Annotated in this window: 13 protein-coding genes; 7 read left to right on the forward strand and 6 right to left on the reverse strand. The window is 70.3% G+C overall.

Going from position 1 to position 14,517, the window contains the following annotated elements:
* Window positions 1-97: 97 nt before the first annotated feature.
* Window positions 98-1,732, reverse strand: a complete 1,635-nt coding sequence (gene mtrB, locus ACIBVN_RS56975; RefSeq protein ID WP_397150678.1) for an MtrAB system histidine kinase MtrB — start codon at window positions 1,730-1,732, stop codon at window positions 98-100.
* A 117-nt stretch (window positions 1,733-1,849) separates the two neighbouring features.
* Window positions 1,850-2,527 (reverse strand): MtrAB system response regulator MtrA, encoded by a 678-nt coding sequence (gene mtrA, locus ACIBVN_RS56980; RefSeq protein ID WP_043620615.1) that lies wholly within the window; start codon window positions 2,525-2,527, stop codon window positions 1,850-1,852.
* A 269-nt stretch (window positions 2,528-2,796) separates the two neighbouring features.
* Here mtrA and ACIBVN_RS56985 point away from each other — a divergent pair, with 269 nt between their 5' ends.
* The 5 genes from ACIBVN_RS56985 to ACIBVN_RS57005 all read left to right on the forward strand — a co-directional run bounded on the left by ACIBVN_RS56985 (window position 2,797) and on the right by ACIBVN_RS57005 (window position 8,496).
* On the forward strand, window positions 2,797-4,059 hold the full coding sequence (locus ACIBVN_RS56985) for a glycerophosphoryl diester phosphodiesterase membrane domain-containing protein (protein WP_397150680.1): 1,263 nt from the start codon (window positions 2,797-2,799) through the stop codon (window positions 4,057-4,059).
* Window positions 4,056-4,880 (forward strand): DUF4129 domain-containing protein, encoded by an 825-nt coding sequence (locus ACIBVN_RS56990; RefSeq protein ID WP_397150682.1) that lies wholly within the window; start codon window positions 4,056-4,058, stop codon window positions 4,878-4,880. The genes ACIBVN_RS56985 and ACIBVN_RS56990 overlap by 4 nt, the downstream gene beginning before the upstream one ends.
* A complete protein-coding gene (locus ACIBVN_RS56995) occupies window positions 4,877-6,079 on the forward strand; it encodes a DUF4350 domain-containing protein (protein ID WP_397150684.1) in 1,203 nt (400 codons plus the stop codon). The genes ACIBVN_RS56990 and ACIBVN_RS56995 overlap by 4 nt, the downstream gene beginning before the upstream one ends.
* Window positions 6,069-7,049, forward strand: coding sequence for an AAA family ATPase (locus tag ACIBVN_RS57000; protein WP_397150686.1), 981 nt, complete (start codon window positions 6,069-6,071; stop codon window positions 7,047-7,049). The genes ACIBVN_RS56995 and ACIBVN_RS57000 overlap by 11 nt, the downstream gene beginning before the upstream one ends.
* A gap of 73 nt (window positions 7,050-7,122) precedes the next feature.
* Window positions 7,123-8,496 (forward strand): DUF58 domain-containing protein, encoded by a 1,374-nt coding sequence (locus ACIBVN_RS57005; RefSeq protein ID WP_397150688.1) that lies wholly within the window; start codon window positions 7,123-7,125, stop codon window positions 8,494-8,496.
* 18 nt (window positions 8,497-8,514) lie between these two features.
* Here the strand turns inward: ACIBVN_RS57005 and ACIBVN_RS57010 are convergent, their stop codons facing one another.
* Window positions 8,515-9,507 carry a stage II sporulation protein M gene (locus ACIBVN_RS57010; RefSeq protein WP_397150689.1) on the reverse strand — a complete coding sequence of 331 codons (993 nt, stop codon included), beginning with the start codon at window positions 9,505-9,507 and terminating at the stop codon, window positions 8,515-8,517.
* 51 nt (window positions 9,508-9,558) lie between these two features.
* On the opposite strand from ACIBVN_RS57010, the gene ACIBVN_RS57015 reads away from it, so the two are divergent.
* The gene (locus ACIBVN_RS57015) at window positions 9,559-10,542 is read left to right on the forward strand and encodes an RDD family protein (protein ID WP_397150691.1); all 984 of its coding nucleotides are present in this window, start codon (window positions 9,559-9,561) and stop codon (window positions 10,540-10,542) included.
* Between the two features lie 25 nt (window positions 10,543-10,567).
* Here ACIBVN_RS57015 and ACIBVN_RS57020 read toward each other — a convergent pair whose 3' ends face one another.
* A complete protein-coding gene (locus ACIBVN_RS57020) occupies window positions 10,568-11,950 on the reverse strand; it encodes an LVIVD repeat-containing protein (protein ID WP_397150693.1) in 1,383 nt (460 codons plus the stop codon).
* Between the two features lie 79 nt (window positions 11,951-12,029).
* Window positions 12,030-13,418, reverse strand: coding sequence for an LVIVD repeat-containing protein (locus ACIBVN_RS57025; RefSeq protein ID WP_397150695.1), 1,389 nt, complete (start codon window positions 13,416-13,418; stop codon window positions 12,030-12,032).
* 166 nt (window positions 13,419-13,584) lie between these two features.
* Between ACIBVN_RS57025 and ACIBVN_RS57030 the strand changes: the two genes are divergently transcribed.
* Window positions 13,585-14,217 carry a DUF305 domain-containing protein gene (locus tag ACIBVN_RS57030; protein ID WP_397150697.1) on the forward strand — a complete coding sequence of 211 codons (633 nt, stop codon included), beginning with the start codon at window positions 13,585-13,587 and terminating at the stop codon, window positions 14,215-14,217.
* Between the two features lie 22 nt (window positions 14,218-14,239).
* On the opposite strand, the gene ACIBVN_RS57035 is transcribed toward ACIBVN_RS57030, so the two are convergent.
* A complete protein-coding gene (locus ACIBVN_RS57035; RefSeq protein WP_397150699.1) occupies window positions 14,240-14,458 on the reverse strand; it encodes a cold-shock protein in 219 nt (72 codons plus the stop codon).
* Window positions 14,459-14,517 lie beyond the last annotated feature (59 nt).

Below are 14,517 nucleotides of genomic sequence, written 5' to 3' on the forward strand. Positions count from 1 at the left end.
CGACCGAACCAGCTACAAGGCCACCATCAGCATCAACATCCACATGCCCGATGAACCTTGACAAACCAGCGTGAAGCCAAACTAAACGGCATTGCGCCTAGTCCTCGTCATGGCCGGTCCCGTCCGCCGACGCCGGCAGCAGCACCGGGGTCATGGCCGTGCGCCACGTACGGCGCATCTCGATCTCGGGCGGCACCAGCGACAGCGGCGAACCCTTCAGATCGATCCCGGCGGACCTGGGGAGCGTCAGCCGGAACTGCGAGCCCTCCCCCGGCTGCCCCCACGCCTGCAGCCAGCCGCCGTGCAGCGTGGCGTCCTCACGCGAGATGGCCAGCCCGAGCCCGGTGCCGCCGATCGTGCGCGCCCGCGACGGGTCGGCCCGCCAGAACCGGTCGAACACCATCGTGTCCTCACCGGGCTTCAGCCCGATCCCGTGGTCGCGCACCGCCACCGCGACGGCGTCCCTGTCGGCGCCCACGGTGACCACGATGTCCCTGCCCTCGCCGTGCTCGATGGCGTTGAACAGCAGGTTGCGCAGGATCCGCTCGACCCGGCGATTGTCGATCTCGGCCATGCACGGCTCGTTCGGCAGCCGGAGCTCGAAGCGGGTCGAGTGCCGCTCGGCCAGCGCCTCGGAGTCGGCGATCGCCCGCAGCACCACGTCGCGCAGGTCCACGGAGTCGAGGTCGAGCGTGGCGGCGCCGGCGTCGTAGCGGCTGATCTCCAGCAGGTCGGCCAGCATCGACTCGAACCGTTCGAGCTGGGCCTGCATGAGCTCCGCCGAGCGGGCGGCCATCGGGTCGAAGTCCTCGCGGGCGTCGTAGAGCAGGTCGGCGGCCATGCGCACGGTCGTCAGCGGCGTGCGCAGCTCATGGGAGACATCGGAGACGAACTGCCGCTGGACCTGCGAGAGCTCCTCCAGCTGGTGGATCTTCAGCGCCAGGTTCGCGGCCATCTCGTTGAACGAGTTCGCCAGGCGGGCCAGGTCGTCCTCGCCGCGTACTTTGAGCCGCTCGTCCAGCTTGCCGGAGGCGAGGCGTTCCGCGGCCTGGCGCGCGAGCCGTACGGGAGTGACGACCTGGCGGGCGACCAGGTAGGCGATGGCGGCGAGCAGCAGCACGAGCCCGAGGCCCACCACGACGATGGCGAGCCGGACGTTGGACAGCAGCTCCTCTTCGTCCGTGAACGGGAAGAAGTGGTAGACCTCGTAGTTCTCACCGGTGGACGGCACGTGCACGATGCCGCCGACCACGTACGTGAGCCTGGGCTGGCTCTCCCCGGCGAACTTGATCTGCTCTATCGAGCCGACGGCCTTGCCTCGCTCGGCCTTCTGCACGTTGCGCTGCAGGCTGAGCGGCACGTTCAGTGGCACGACGCCCCCGGACGCCCGGGACTGGCCGGGCGCGGTCTGGTTGAGGATCAGCACGTCGTAGCGCTTCTTGGAGCCGTTCTCGCCCGACCCGGTGACGATGTCCATGACGTCGTCGAGCGGGTTGGCCGAGCCCTTCTTGCCGGTGTCGGCGGGTTTGGCCTGGTCGTCGGCCTCAGGGGTCAGCGCGTCGGCGATCTGCAGGCGGTCGGCGGACGCCTCGCTGGCGGACGAGCGCTGGCTGCTCGCCACGACCGACCGGTTGATCTGCTCGGAGAGGAACGCGCCGAGCACCACCACGACGATCACGGAGATCACCAGCGTGCTGGTGACCACCTGGAGCTGGAGCGAGCGCCGCCACACGCTCCGTGTCCTGCCCGCCGCACGACGCACCCGCCGGCGAACGCCGCCGAGAATCTGGCGGAGTGTCCGTCGGCGGGACCTCTTCCTCGTCGGGGGCATGGCAGGGCGGGGGGAAGATCAGGCAGGGCCGGCTTTGTAGCCGACGCCGCGGACCGTCACCACGATCTCGGGGTGCTCGGGGTCCTTCTCGATCTTGGCCCTGAGCCGCTGTACGTGCACGTTGACCAGCCGGGTGTCGGCGGCGTGGCGGTAGCCCCAGACCTGCTCGAGCAGGACCTCGCGGGTGAAGACCTGGCGCGGCTTGCGGGCCAGCGCCACCAGCAGGTCGAACTCCAGCGGCGTGAGGTTGATCGTCTCCTCGCCGCGCTTGACCGAGTGACCGGCCACGTCGATGGTGATGTCGCCGATCTGGAGGATCTCGGGGGTCGGCTCGTCGGTACGGCGAAGGCGCGCCCGCACCCTCGCGACGAGCTCCTTCGGCTTGAACGGCTTGACGATGTAGTCGTCGGCGCCCGACTCGAGCCCGAGAACGACGTCGATCGTGTCGCTCTTGGCCGTGAGCATGACGATGGGAACCCCCGACTCCGCCCTGATCCTCCGCGCGACGTCGATGCCGTCGGCCCCCGGCAGCATCAGGTCGAGCAGGACCAGATCCGGGCGTGTATCCCGGAACGCGTCGAGGGCCTTGTCGCCGTCGGATACAAATGACGGCTCGAAGCCTTCCCCTCGCAGCACGATCCCCAGCATCTCGGCGAGAGCGGCGTCGTCATCGACGACCAGCACGCGACCTTTCATGGCCCCTCATTCGTTCTACGCATTGTGGGACATACCCGCACGACCGCTGAAGGTTACCCTTGGTCGGCCCATGAGTGTGACATGAGCCATGCAAAAGGCGAATTTTAGGTCCGCCCCCGCGACCGCTACTTCAGTCTGCGGTAACAGAGCAACTTTCGGCCATCCCTGGACGCGAACCTTGACCGGATTCGCCGTGGAATGCGGGCAAGATGAGGCGGCGAATCCACTCGGTGACACCAATGCCCCGTTCAGCGTGCCAGGATTGGGATATGTCAGACGGTCACGGTCCCCCGCCCGAGACGCCATCAGGCTGGTCGGCCGAACAGCCCCCGCCCTACAGCGCCCCGCCGGCCTCCCCGTGGACCGCGCCGGGCGCGCAGCAGCAGGCGCCCTATGGGCAGCCGTACGGCCAGCCCCCTCAGCAACAGCAGCCACTCGGACCGGGGCCCCAAACACCATATCCGCCCCATCCGCATCCTCAGCCCGGTCACGGCTACGCGCCTCCCCCGTCGGCGCTCAGGCCGGGCATCATCCCGCTGCGCCCGCTTCGGCTCGGCGACATACTCGACGGCACGATCAAGCTGATCCGGTCCAACCCGAAGGCCGTGCTCGGCCTGTCGGCCGTCGCCGCGCTGCTCGCCGCCGTGCCGCTGGCCGTGGGGCAGGCGTTCCTGCTCAACTCCATGGGCGACGTCATGTCCGACCCGGGAAGCGCTGACAGCGCCTCGGGCGGCCTCGACAGCGTGTACGGCGTCATCGCCCAGTACGGCGGCACCCTGGTCTCGTACGCGGTCCAGTTCGTCGTGGTGACCCTGCTGACCGGCGTGCTGACCCGGATACTCGGCCGGGCCGTCTTCGGCGGCAAGCTCGACGCGGCCGAGGCGTGGCAGCTCGTCAAGGGCCGGGTGCCCGCGCTGTTCGGCGTCGTGGGGCTGATGGCCGTCATCATGGTCGTGCCGTTGATCGTGTTCGCGCTGCTCATGGTGGCGCTCGCGATGAACGCCTCCAGCGGCAGCCTCGGCTGGCTGGCCGGGGTGACCATCCTGTTCATCGTCGCGTACCTCGCCTACTACCTGTTCTTCAGGACCCGCTTCGCGTTCGCCTCGCCCGCCGTGGTCCTGGAGGGGCGCGGGCCGATCGACGCCATGCGGCGCTCGTGGCACCTGGTGACCGGCGACTTCTGGCGGGTGTTCGGCATCCTGCTGCTCACGTCCCTGTTGGTCGGCGTCGTCGCCGGCGTCCTGTCGGTGCCCTTCACGATCGCGGGCACGCTGTTCGGCATGTTCGGCGCGGGGTCGGCGGCCACGACCGTCGTCTCGGCCGTGCTGATCGCGATCGGCGCCACGCTCGCGGCCATGCTCACCTATCCGTTCGAGGCCGGGGTCGCCGGCCTGCTCTACGCCGACCGGCGCATGCGTAGCGAGGCGTTCGACCTCGTGCTGCAGACGGCGGCCATCGAGCAGCAGCGTCAGGGGTGGGTGCACGCGTCCGCGGACGAGCTCTGGCACCCGTCCAACTCCGCCAGGTCGTGAGCGTGCTCACTGCCGCCTCCGCGCTGCGGCTCGACACCCCGGTCGAGCGGGAGGAAGCCGCGCGGAAGGCCGCGGAGGAGCTGCTCAAGCCTGCTTACGAGAAGGAGCCGCTGGTCGACCAGATCTACCGGCGGGTCATGCAGTTCCTCGGCGACCTGTTCGACGCGGCCACGGGCGGCGGCACCGCCGGGGGGATCATCGCCTCCGTGTTGATCGCGCTGATCATCCTCGGGGTGATCGTGCTCGTCTCGTGGCAGCTCCGCAAGACCGTGCGCAAGAGAGCGCTCGTCGCGGGCGGGCTGTTCGGGGAGCGGGCCATGACGGCGGCCGAGCATCGGGCGGCGTCCGTGGGGCTGGCCGCCGAAGGACGCTGGACCGAGGCCATCCAGGAACGGCTCCGGGCCATCGCGCGCGACCTGGAGGAACGCGCGCTGGTGGACGGCATGCCCGGGCGCACCGCCGACGAGCTGGCCGCCGAGGCCGCTGTCTCGTTGCCTGGGTTCGCCACGGAGCTGGCCGCGGCGGCGCGGTCGTTCGACGACGTGACGTACGGCGGGGTGCCGGGGACGCGGGAGGTGTACGAGGTGATGTCCTCCCTGGACGACCGGCTCCGCCAGGCCCGCCCCGTCCCGCTCGCGACCCCGGTTCCCGCCGGTGTGGGCGCGGGAACCCCGGTCGGCGCCGGCGCGGCAGTCGGCCCGGTGCCGACGCCCCCGCCGACCGGGAGCGCAGGCGCGGGACCACCGCCTGGGGGCGTGCCTGGAGGCCCGGTTGCAGGGCCACCTGATCAGCCCGGGAACGGGGCGGGTGGGGCGGCATGAGCGTGACCACGCGGCCTCCAGACGCCGGCGGCGCGCCCACCCCGGCCGCCGGGTCCCGGCCGACCTCCCCCACCGCCCGCTCCGCCTGGCGCGGCGGCCGCATCATCGTGCTGCTCGGCGTGATCCTGGTCCTCGTCGCCATCGGAAGCGTCCTGCTCGGCCCTCAGCGGGGCCCGTCGCGCGCCCTGGACCCCGACGACACCTCCCTCGCGGGCTCCAAGGCGCTGGCCGAGGTGCTCAGGTCCAGGGGCGTCACGGTGGACCGGGTCGACTCCGTGCAGGCCGCCGTGGACAAGGCAGGAACGGGCCCCCGGCTGCTGCTGATCACGGACATGTCGTACTTCAACGAGTACGCCCTGTCCAGGATCCCGGGCGACCGGCTGATCGTCGGCAACCTGCCCGCCCTCGAGGCCCTGGCCCCCGGCGTACGCATCGACCAGGGCCCGGCGCGCCCGCGCTCGCGCGAGCCGGAATGCGCGTTGCCCGCCGCGGCGGCCGCGGGCAGCGCGTACATGGGCGGCACCGCCTTCACCGGACCGGCGGGAGCCACCGGCTGTTACCCGAGCCGCAAGGGTTACACGCTGATCAGCTTCCCGAACGCGGGCGGCGTCACCACGGTCGTCGGCGACGGCGGCTTCATGACCAACCAGCGCCTGGCCGAGGACGGCAACGCCGCGCTCGCGCTCAACCTGATCGGCACCGGCAAGCCCGTGACCTGGCTCGTGCGCCCCGACAACCCGCCGCCCATCGCGGAGCTGCCGGTCGAGCGGAGCAAGTCGATGTACGACCTGATGCCTGACAGCATCCGCTGGACGATCTACATGTCGCTCGTCGCCCTGGCCGTCACCGCGTTCTGGCGGGGCAGGCGGCTGGGTCCCGTGGTGACGGAGAAGCTGCCCGTGGTCGTGCGCGCGGCCGAGACCGTCGAGGGCCGTGGCAGGCTCTACCGGGCCAGGCGGGCCAGGCAGCGGGCGGCCGACTCGCTGCGCGCGGGCACGATCGACCGGCTCGCGCCCAGGCTGGGGCTCGCGTCTGGCGCGGGGCAGCACGAGGTCGTCGCGGCGCTCGCCGCCCGCACGGGCCAGGACCCCCACCAGGTCGGCGCGGCACTGTACGGGCCGCCGCCGGTGGACGACGCCGGGCTCGTCGGGTTGGCCGGATACTTGGACTTCATCGAAAGGCAGGTCAGTGAACTCTGAGGAGACTTTCCGCGTCACGAGCTTGGGCGACTCGGCCAGAGAGGCGCTGGGCGCGCTGCGTGCCGAGGTGGCCAAGGCCGTGGTCGGGCAGGACGCGGTGGTGACGGGGCTGGTCATCGCGCTGCTGTGCAAGGGCCACGTGCTGCTCGAAGGCGTGCCGGGCGTGGCCAAGACGTTGATGGTGCGCACGTTGTCGGCGGCCCTGGCCATGGACTTCAAGCGGGTGCAGTTCACGCCGGACCTGATGCCGGGTGACGTGACCGGGTCGTTGATCTACGACGCGAAGACCGCGGAGTTCGAGTTCCGCGAGGGGCCGGTGTTCACCAACCTGCTGCTCGCCGACGAGATCAACCGCACCCCGCCGAAGACCCAGGCGGCGCTGCTGGAGGCGATGGAGGAGCGGCAGGTCAGCGTGGAGGGCGCGGCGCGGCAGCTGCCCGACCCGTTCGTGGTGTGCGCGACGCAGAACCCCGTCGAGTACGAGGGCACCTACCAGCTGCCGGAGGCGCAGCTCGACCGGTTCCTGCTCAAGCTGACCGTGCCGCTGCCGCCGCGCGAGCAGGAGATCTCGGTGCTCGAACGGCACGCCCGCGGCTTCGACCCGCGCGACCTGACCGAGGTGAAGACCGTCGCCACGGCCGACGACCTCGCCCTCGGGCGGGAGGCCGTCTCCAAGGTGCACGTGGCGCCCGAGGTGCTCGGCTACATCGTGGACGTGGCCCGCGCCACCAGGAACTCCCCGTCGTTGCAGCTCGGCGTCTCGCCGCGTGGGGCGACGGCGCTGCTGGCGGCCTCGCGGGCGTGGGCGTGGCTGTCCGGGCGCCCGTACGTGACGCCTGACGACGTGAAGGCGCTGGCCAGGCCCGCCCTGCGGCACCGGATCCAGCTGCGGCCGGAGGCCGAGCTGGAGGGCGCGACCGCCGACGGCCTGCTCGACGGCATCCTCGCCTCGGTCCCGGTCCCGCGCTGATGGCTTTCGCAGAAGGCACCGGGATCGTGGTGGTGGCTCTCGCAGAAGGCACCGGCATCGTGGTGGTGCGCTGATGGCTCTCACGGGACGTGCCGGGCTGATCGCGGCGATCGGGATCGTGGTGGTGCTGCTGACGCCCCAGCCCGGGGCCGCGCTGGCCGGGGTCTGCCTGCTGCTGGCCGCCGCGATCGTCGTGGACCTGGTGTTCGCCGGCGCCGTGCGCCCGCTGAGGTTCCACCGTTCCGGCGACACGCTCGTACGACTCGGCCAGCGGGCCACGGTCGAGCTGATCGTCGAGAACCCCGGCTCCAGGCGCGTACGCGCCGTGCTCAGGGACGCCTGGCCGCCCTCGGCGGGAGCCACCCCGCGCGTCGCCGAGCTGGACGTGCCCAAGGGCGAGCGCCGCAAGATCGTCGTGACGCTCGCCCCGACCAGGCGGGGCGACCGGTCCTCCGTGGCGGTGACCGTGCGCTCGGTCGGGCCGCTGGGCCTGGCCGCCCGCCAGGGCAGCCACAAGGCGCCGTGGTCGGTACGCGTGCTGCCGCCGTTCCTGTCGCGCAAGCACCTGCCGTCCAGGCTGGCCAGGCTCCGCGAGCTGGACGGCCAGCACCCGGCGCTGGTGCGCGGTCAGGGGACGGAGTTCGACTCGCTGCGGGAGTACGTGGTGGGCGACGACGTGCGTTCCATCGACTGGCGGGCCACGGCACGCCGCCACGACGTCGTGGTACGCACCTGGCGCCCGGAACGCGACCGCCGCGTGCTGATCGTGCTCGACACCGGCCGCACGTCGGCGGGCCGGGTGGGCGACGCGCCGATCCCCCTGGCGGGGGCCGCGCAGGGCGGCGGCGGGCTGCTGGTGAGGCCGGACCCGCGCCCCGCGCCCGGCTGGCCGCGGCTCGACTGGTCGATGGACGCGGCGCTGCTGCTGGCCGCGCTCGCCGCCCGCGCCGGTGACCAGGTGGACTTCCTCGCCTACGACCGGGCCGTGCGCGCCTGGGTGAGCGGGGCCTCGCGGACGGAGCTGCTGTCGTCACTGGTCAACGTGATGGCGCCGATCGAGGCCGAGCTGATCGAGGCCGACTCGCAGGGCATGGTGGCGGCCATCCTGGCGCGGGCCAGACGGCGCTGCCTGGTCGTGCTGCTCACCGACCTCAACTCGGCGGCGCTGGACGAGGGGCTCATGCCGGTGCTCCCCCAGCTGTCCGCGCGCCACCTGGTGCTGGTGGCCGGGGTGTCGGATCCCCGGGTGGCGGCCATGGCGGGCCGCCGGGGGTCGGCCGAGGAGGTGTACGACGCGGCGGCGGCCGAGCACGCGCAGCTCGCGCGCCGGCGCATCACGGCCCGGCTGCGGCGGCACGGCGTGGAGGTCGTGGACGCGCCCCCGGAGGACATCGCCCCCGCGCTGGCGGACGCGTACCTGGCGCTGAAGGCGGCCGGGCGGCTCTAGCCGCGTACATCCGGCACGTCAGGCCGTCGGGGCGACGTCCGGGGCGCGTTCGATGTCGCCGGTCTCGTTCTGGCGGAGGGCGCGGCGGCCGAAGGCGATCACGTACGTCAGGAACGCCGCCTCGGCGAGCACGCCGATCCCGACGCGCGCCCACGTGGGCAGCCCGGACGGCGTGACGAACCCCTCGATCAGCCCCGACACGAACAGCACCACGACGAGCCCCAGCGCCACGCTCATCACCGCCCGGCCCTGCTCGGCCAGCGCCTCCGTCCGGCGGCGCGGCCCGGGGTCGATGACCGCCCAGCCCAGGCGCATGCCCACGGCCGCCGCCAGGAACACGGCGGTCAGCTCGAGCAGCCCGTGCGGCATGATCAGACCGAAGAAGATGTCCGCTTTGTCCCGGGAGGCCATGAGACCGCCCGAGACGGCGACGTTCTCGGCGTTCGCGTAGAGCATGTAGGGGATCGGCAGACCGAGCAGCACCGCGCAGATGATCATCAGCGCGGCGACCTCCGCGTTGTGCAGCCACACGTTGCTGGCGAAGGAGGCCGCGGGGTTCTCGGAGTAGTAGTCGGCGAAGTCGTGGTTGACGAGCTGCGTGATGTGCTCCGGCGAGGCGATCGACGCCTGCACCTCGGGATTCGCGGCGATCCATGCCCCCATCACCCAAGCCACCACCGTGAACGCCACCGCGCTCGCCAGCCACCACCACCGAGCCCGATAGGCCACCACGGGGAACGACACCGTGAAGAACCGCACCAGCTCCCGCCAGGCAGGCGTGTGCGCGCCGGTCACCGCGGACCTGGCCCTGGCGACCAGCGCCGACAGCCGCCCGGTCAGCATCGGGTCGCCGGACGAGGAGCGCACGATGGACAGGTGCGTCGACACCCGCTGGTAGAGGTCCACCAGCTCGTCCACCTCGGCACCCGTCAGCGACGAGCGGTACTTGATCAGATGGTCGAGCCGGTCCCACACGGGGCGGTGTGCTGTGATGAACGCGTCGATGTCCACCCGAACATTCTGGCCGCTCGAACAGGGCGACCCAGCCGTTAGGCTCCACATATGTCAGAGGTTGTGACCGGCGACGCGGTCGTCGTCGAAGTACGGGTGGCCCAGGCGCCCTCGCGCGCGGTGGCGATCGTCATTGACATGGTCGTCCAGTACGGCCTGCTGCAAGGCGCCTATTTGATCTTGGGCGCGTTCGCGGTCATCTCGGACTCGGCGATGTTCGGGGCCGTGATGACCGTGCTCGTGGCGCTGGTGCTGGTCGGCTACCCCGTGATCTTCGAGACCCTCACCAGAGGCCGCAGCCTCGGCAAGCTGGCGCTCGGGCTCCGGGTGGTCGGCGACGACGGCAGCCCTGAGCGTTTCAGGCAGGCGCTGTTCAGGGGCGTGGCCGGGGTCATGGAGATCTGGTTTCTCTTCGGGGCGCCGGCGGTGATCTCGTCGCTGGTCTCCCAACGGGGCAAGCGGCTCGGCGACATCTTCGCGGGCACCATCGTGATCTCCGAGCGGGCGCCGCGCGACACCGGGCAGCTCATCGTGATGCCGCCGCCGCTGGCTGCCTGGGCGGCCACGCTTGAGCTCTCCCAGCTCCCCGACGAGGTGGCGCAGACCGCCAGGCAGTACCTGTCGCGATGGCACGACCTGTCGCCGCAGGTACAGCATGAGATGGGGGTGCGGATCGCGACCCAGGTGTCGGCGTTCGTCTCGCCCGCGGCTCCGCCCGGGGTGCCGCCGCACGCGTACCTGAGCGCCGTGCTGGCAGAGCGCCGCAGGAGGGAGCAGGCACGCCTCGCGCAACGCGCCGGCAACGGCCTCCCGCCTCAGGGCCCGCAACCGCCGCACCAGCCGCCGGGGCCGTACCAGCAGCCGCCCTCGGGTCCGTACCAGCAACCGGCTCCGGCGCAGGGGCCGTACCAGCAGCCGGGGCCCCACGCGCAGCCCCAGCCGAACTCCCAGGTCGGCGCGCCCTACCGGCCTCCGGCCGCACCCGCGCCGGAGCCGCCGAAGGCGACTCCGGGCGGGTTCGCGCCGCCTCAGTGAGGACGGCGGTTCCGCGGGCGACCCGTCAGCCGTGCCACCCGTTCCGGTACGACTCCTGGGTCTGCACGTTCAGCCGGTCGGTACGGACGCCCCTGGCGCTGTCCGTGAGCGGATCGTTGATCTTGATGACGTCGAGGCCCTCGTGGAAGTCGGCCCCGTAGATGTAACCGTTGTAGTAGTACGCGGACCAGATGCCGCCGCCACCGCCCGCCGAGCGGGGACCGCGCTCGAAGTAGCCGATCTCCCTCGGGTGGGCCGCGTCGGTGAAGTCCCAGACCGACAGACCACCCATGTACCAGGCCTGGACCATGATGTCCCGGCCCTTGACGGGGATGAGCGAGCCGTTGTGCGCGACACAGTTCTCGCTGTCGGCCTGGTGGCGCGGGATCTTGAAGTAGCTCTTGAACGTGAACTGCCCGTTCGAGATGTCATAGATCGCGTCCGCGCCCCGGTTCGGCCCGATCGCCTCGTTGCAGGTGGCCCCACTGCCACCGCCGAGCTCGTCGGTGAAGACGACCTTCCTGGCGTCGTTGCTGAAGGTCGCCGAGTGCCAGAACGCGAAGTTCGGGTCCGTGGTCCTCGCGGTCACCTTCGGGCTCAGCCGGTCCGAGATGTCGAACAGCACGCCGTCACCCATGCACGCGCCCGCTGCGATGTCCTTCTCGGCGTAGGCGGTGATGTCGTGGCAGCCGGTGGTCGGCAGCAGCAGGCCCGGCTGGGTCTCGTTGCCGCCGTCGGGGAAGATCACCGGGGTGGCCGCGACCGCGGCGGACGCCGGGTCCTTGAGCGGCACCTTGATGATCGAGATCTTGTCGTGCGGCGGCTGGCAGTCGGGGAAGTTCGCCGCCGGCAGGTAGGACGAGACGTAGATGTAGACGTTCTTGTACCGGTCGCGGCCCTTGCCCGGCACCAGGGTCAGGGTGTGGGAGCCGCAGTTGGTCTCGACCGACTTGATGTACTTCGGGCTGGCCTTGTCGGAGACGTCGAAGATCCTGACGCCTTCCCAGGCCTCCTTGTTCGCGGCGCTCAGCCCCGTGCTGTTGCACGAGTCGTCGCTGCGCGAGGAGTCAACGGCGGTGAACAGCAGGTTGCCGTAGACGCTGACATCCATCTGGGCGCCGGGGCAGACGACGGAGCTGACAGGCTTGGCCTTCTTGGGGTCGCGGATGTCGTAGATCGAGAAGCCGCCGTAGTTGCCGACGTACGCGTAGTCGCCCTGGAACGCGATGTCGGTGTTGATCGTCCCGGCGATCGGGGCGGGCTTGGGGATGTTCAGCACGTGGGTCACGTTGGGGCTGTTGACTACGGTGTCGGGCGGCGGGATGTCGGCGGCCATGGCGGGCATTCCCGTCAGCGCCAACGCGACAGCCGCCGCGGCCACCACGAGGGCACGGCGCGGATTGGACACTCCGGAGCCTCCTTGATCGTGTGTCCGGGCATAAAAAGAAGGCGGCGAGGACCCGGACGGGGTCCTCGCCGCTTGACGGTCAGTGGCCGTGTTCGGGATACGACGCCTGGGTCTGCGCGTTCAGGGAGCGCATCCGCACGCCGTTCGCCCGGTTGGTACGCCAGTCGTTGATCTTCAGGACGTCCAGGCCCAGGTTGAAGTCGGACCCGTAGATGTAGCCGTTGTAGTAGTACGCCGACCAGAAGCCGCCGCTGAGCGCCGGCGCGGTGTTGTCGGGGCCACGCTCGAAGAAGGCGATCTCCTGCGGGTGCGCCGAGTCGGTGAAGTCGACCACCGAGATGCCGCCCTGGTACCACGCCTGCACCATGATGTCGCGGCCCTTGACCGGGATCAGCGAGCCGTTGTGGGCCACGCAGTTCTCCGTGTCGGCCTGGTGACGCGCGATCTTGAAGTAGCTCCTGAACTGGAGCTGCCCGTTCACGATGTCGTAGTACGCGTTGGCGCCCCGGTTCGGGCCGATGGCCTCGTTGCAGGTGGCCCTCGAGCCGCCGCCGAGCTCGTCGGTGAAGATGACCTTCGTGCCCTCGTTGTTGAAGGTGGCCGAGTGCCAGAAGGCGAAGTTCGCCTCGTCCCGCACCTTGGCGGTGACCTTGGGCTGCTCGGGGTCGCGGATGTCGAGCAGGATGCCCTCGCCCATGCAGGCGCCCGCGGCGATCCCCTTCTCCGGGTAGGCCGTGATGTCGTGGCAGCCGCTGGTGGCGGACTTGCCGTCGGGGTACGGCAGCGGAACGCCGGGGTTGCCGCCGTCGGGGAAGAGGTTCGGCGTCGCGATCACCGTGGCTGCCGTCGGGTCACGCAGCGGCACCTTGATGATCGTGATCAGGTCGTGAGGCGGCTGGCAGTCGGGGAAGGTCGCGTTCGGGTTGTAGGACGAGATGTAGACGTAGACGTTCTCACGCCTGCGGTCGGGCACCAGCGTGTGCGTGTGGGAGCCGCAGTTCGTCTCGACCGACTTGATGTACTTCGGATTGGCCTTGTCGGAGACGTCGAAGATGCGCAGGCCCTCCCACGACTCCTTGACGGAGGCGGGCTGGGAGGTGCTGCTGCACGAGTCGTTGTTGCGCGAGGAGTCGACGGAGCCGAACAGCAGGTTGCCGTAGACGCTGACGTCCATCTGGCCGCCAGGGCAGACCACTGAGCTGACCAGCGACGTCCGCTTCGGGTTCTTGATGTCGTAGATCGAGAAGCCGTAGTAGTTACCGACGTAGGCGTAGTCGCCCTGGAAGGCCATATCCGTGTGGATGTCGGCCAGCGCTTCGGGCTTGGGCACGTTCGTGACGTGCTTGATGTTGGGGCTCATGACGATCTCGCCGGGAGCCGGGATGTCCGCGGCCTGTACCGGGAAGGTGACGCCGCCCAGCAGCGCGACCGCTGCCACCAGGGTGAGGGCCCTGCGGAGGGTGAACACTCGGGATCCTCCTATAAAGGGGGCATAAATCTACGTAATCCTCGCTTCTTCCACCTCCGCAGGCCAGGAGACAACTTGTCAATTTTTGTTCCGGTTCGGCCTCTTTAAATTTGTCCGGTTATGACCTAGAGTGCGCATTCTCGACCGAGTCAGTCAGGGAGGTTGGGTGCGCGCCGCGCTCATTGTCGTCATGGGCACGGTCGTTGCCCTCTCAGGCTGCAGCTCCCCGCCGCCGCAGGCCCCGCGCGCCGACTCGACCGCACCGGTGATCGCCCCAGGCCGTCCCGGCGAGCAGGCCAAGACGCTCTCGCCGAGCGAGGCCGCCACCGCCGTGCCCTCGGCCACCGCCAACGCGGCCGACATCAAGTACGTCCAGGACATGATCGTCCATCACCGGCAGGCCCTGGACATGGCCCTGCTCGCACCCAGCAGGGCGGACTCGGCCAAGCTGAAGAGCCTGGCCGACCGGATCAAGGCCGCTCAGGGTCCGGAGATCCAGTTCATGACGACGTGGCTGCGGGAGCAGGAGCAGGCGGTGCCCGACCACCACGCCGCACACGACGGCATGCCGGGAATGGCCACGCCCGAGCAGCTCGAGGCGCTCAAGGCGGCAAAGGGCAAGGACTTCGACCGGATGTTCCTCGAGCTCATGATCAACCACCATCTTGGCGCGATCAAGATGTCGGAGCAGGCGCTGACCAGCGGCTCCCACATCCGGGTCGAGGAGCTGGCCACCGACGTCAGCGTGACCCAGGCGGCCGAGATCCGCCGCATGCAGGAAATGCAGTCCGCCCTCTAGCCGCCCTTGCGGCACGCCGGCATCACAGCTTGCGGATGTTCTCCGCCACGTAATCGAAGCTGTCCTGCGACCGTTCGACGAAGTCGAACTCGACCTCGTCTCCTGCCTCCAGCTGCCGGTAGCCGCTTGCCACGATGTCGCTGAAGTGCGCGAACGCGTCGCGGCCAGGCGGGAGTTCCGGGGAGGAGATCGCTCCCCAGCCCTTGTCGGCCTTCCAGAACTTCACTGTGCCACGGGTCATGATCACATTATCCGGGACTCATGCCCGACGCCGCAATGACGTCACAGTGACGTCATGAC

The organism is Nonomuraea sp. NPDC049400 (assembly GCF_044466425.1).
Taxonomy (GTDB): domain Bacteria; phylum Actinomycetota; class Actinomycetes; order Streptosporangiales; family Streptosporangiaceae; genus Nonomuraea.

Coding starts and splice junctions, on each gene's coding strand:
- ACIBVN_RS57035 (WP_397150699.1), bottom strand. CDS start 14,458: ATGACCCGTGGCACAGTGAAGTTCTGGAAGGCCGACAAGGGCTGGGGA.
- ACIBVN_RS56985 (WP_397150680.1), top strand. CDS start 2,797: ATGTCAGACGGTCACGGTCCCCCGCCCGAGACGCCATCAGGCTGGTCG.
- ACIBVN_RS56995 (WP_397150684.1), top strand. CDS start 4,877: ATGAGCGTGACCACGCGGCCTCCAGACGCCGGCGGCGCGCCCACCCCG.
- ACIBVN_RS57005 (WP_397150688.1), top strand. CDS start 7,123: ATGGCTCTCACGGGACGTGCCGGGCTGATCGCGGCGATCGGGATCGTG.
- mtrA (WP_043620615.1), bottom strand. CDS start 2,527: ATGAAAGGTCGCGTGCTGGTCGTCGATGACGACGCCGCTCTCGCCGAG.
- ACIBVN_RS57015 (WP_397150691.1), top strand. CDS start 9,559: ATGTCAGAGGTTGTGACCGGCGACGCGGTCGTCGTCGAAGTACGGGTG.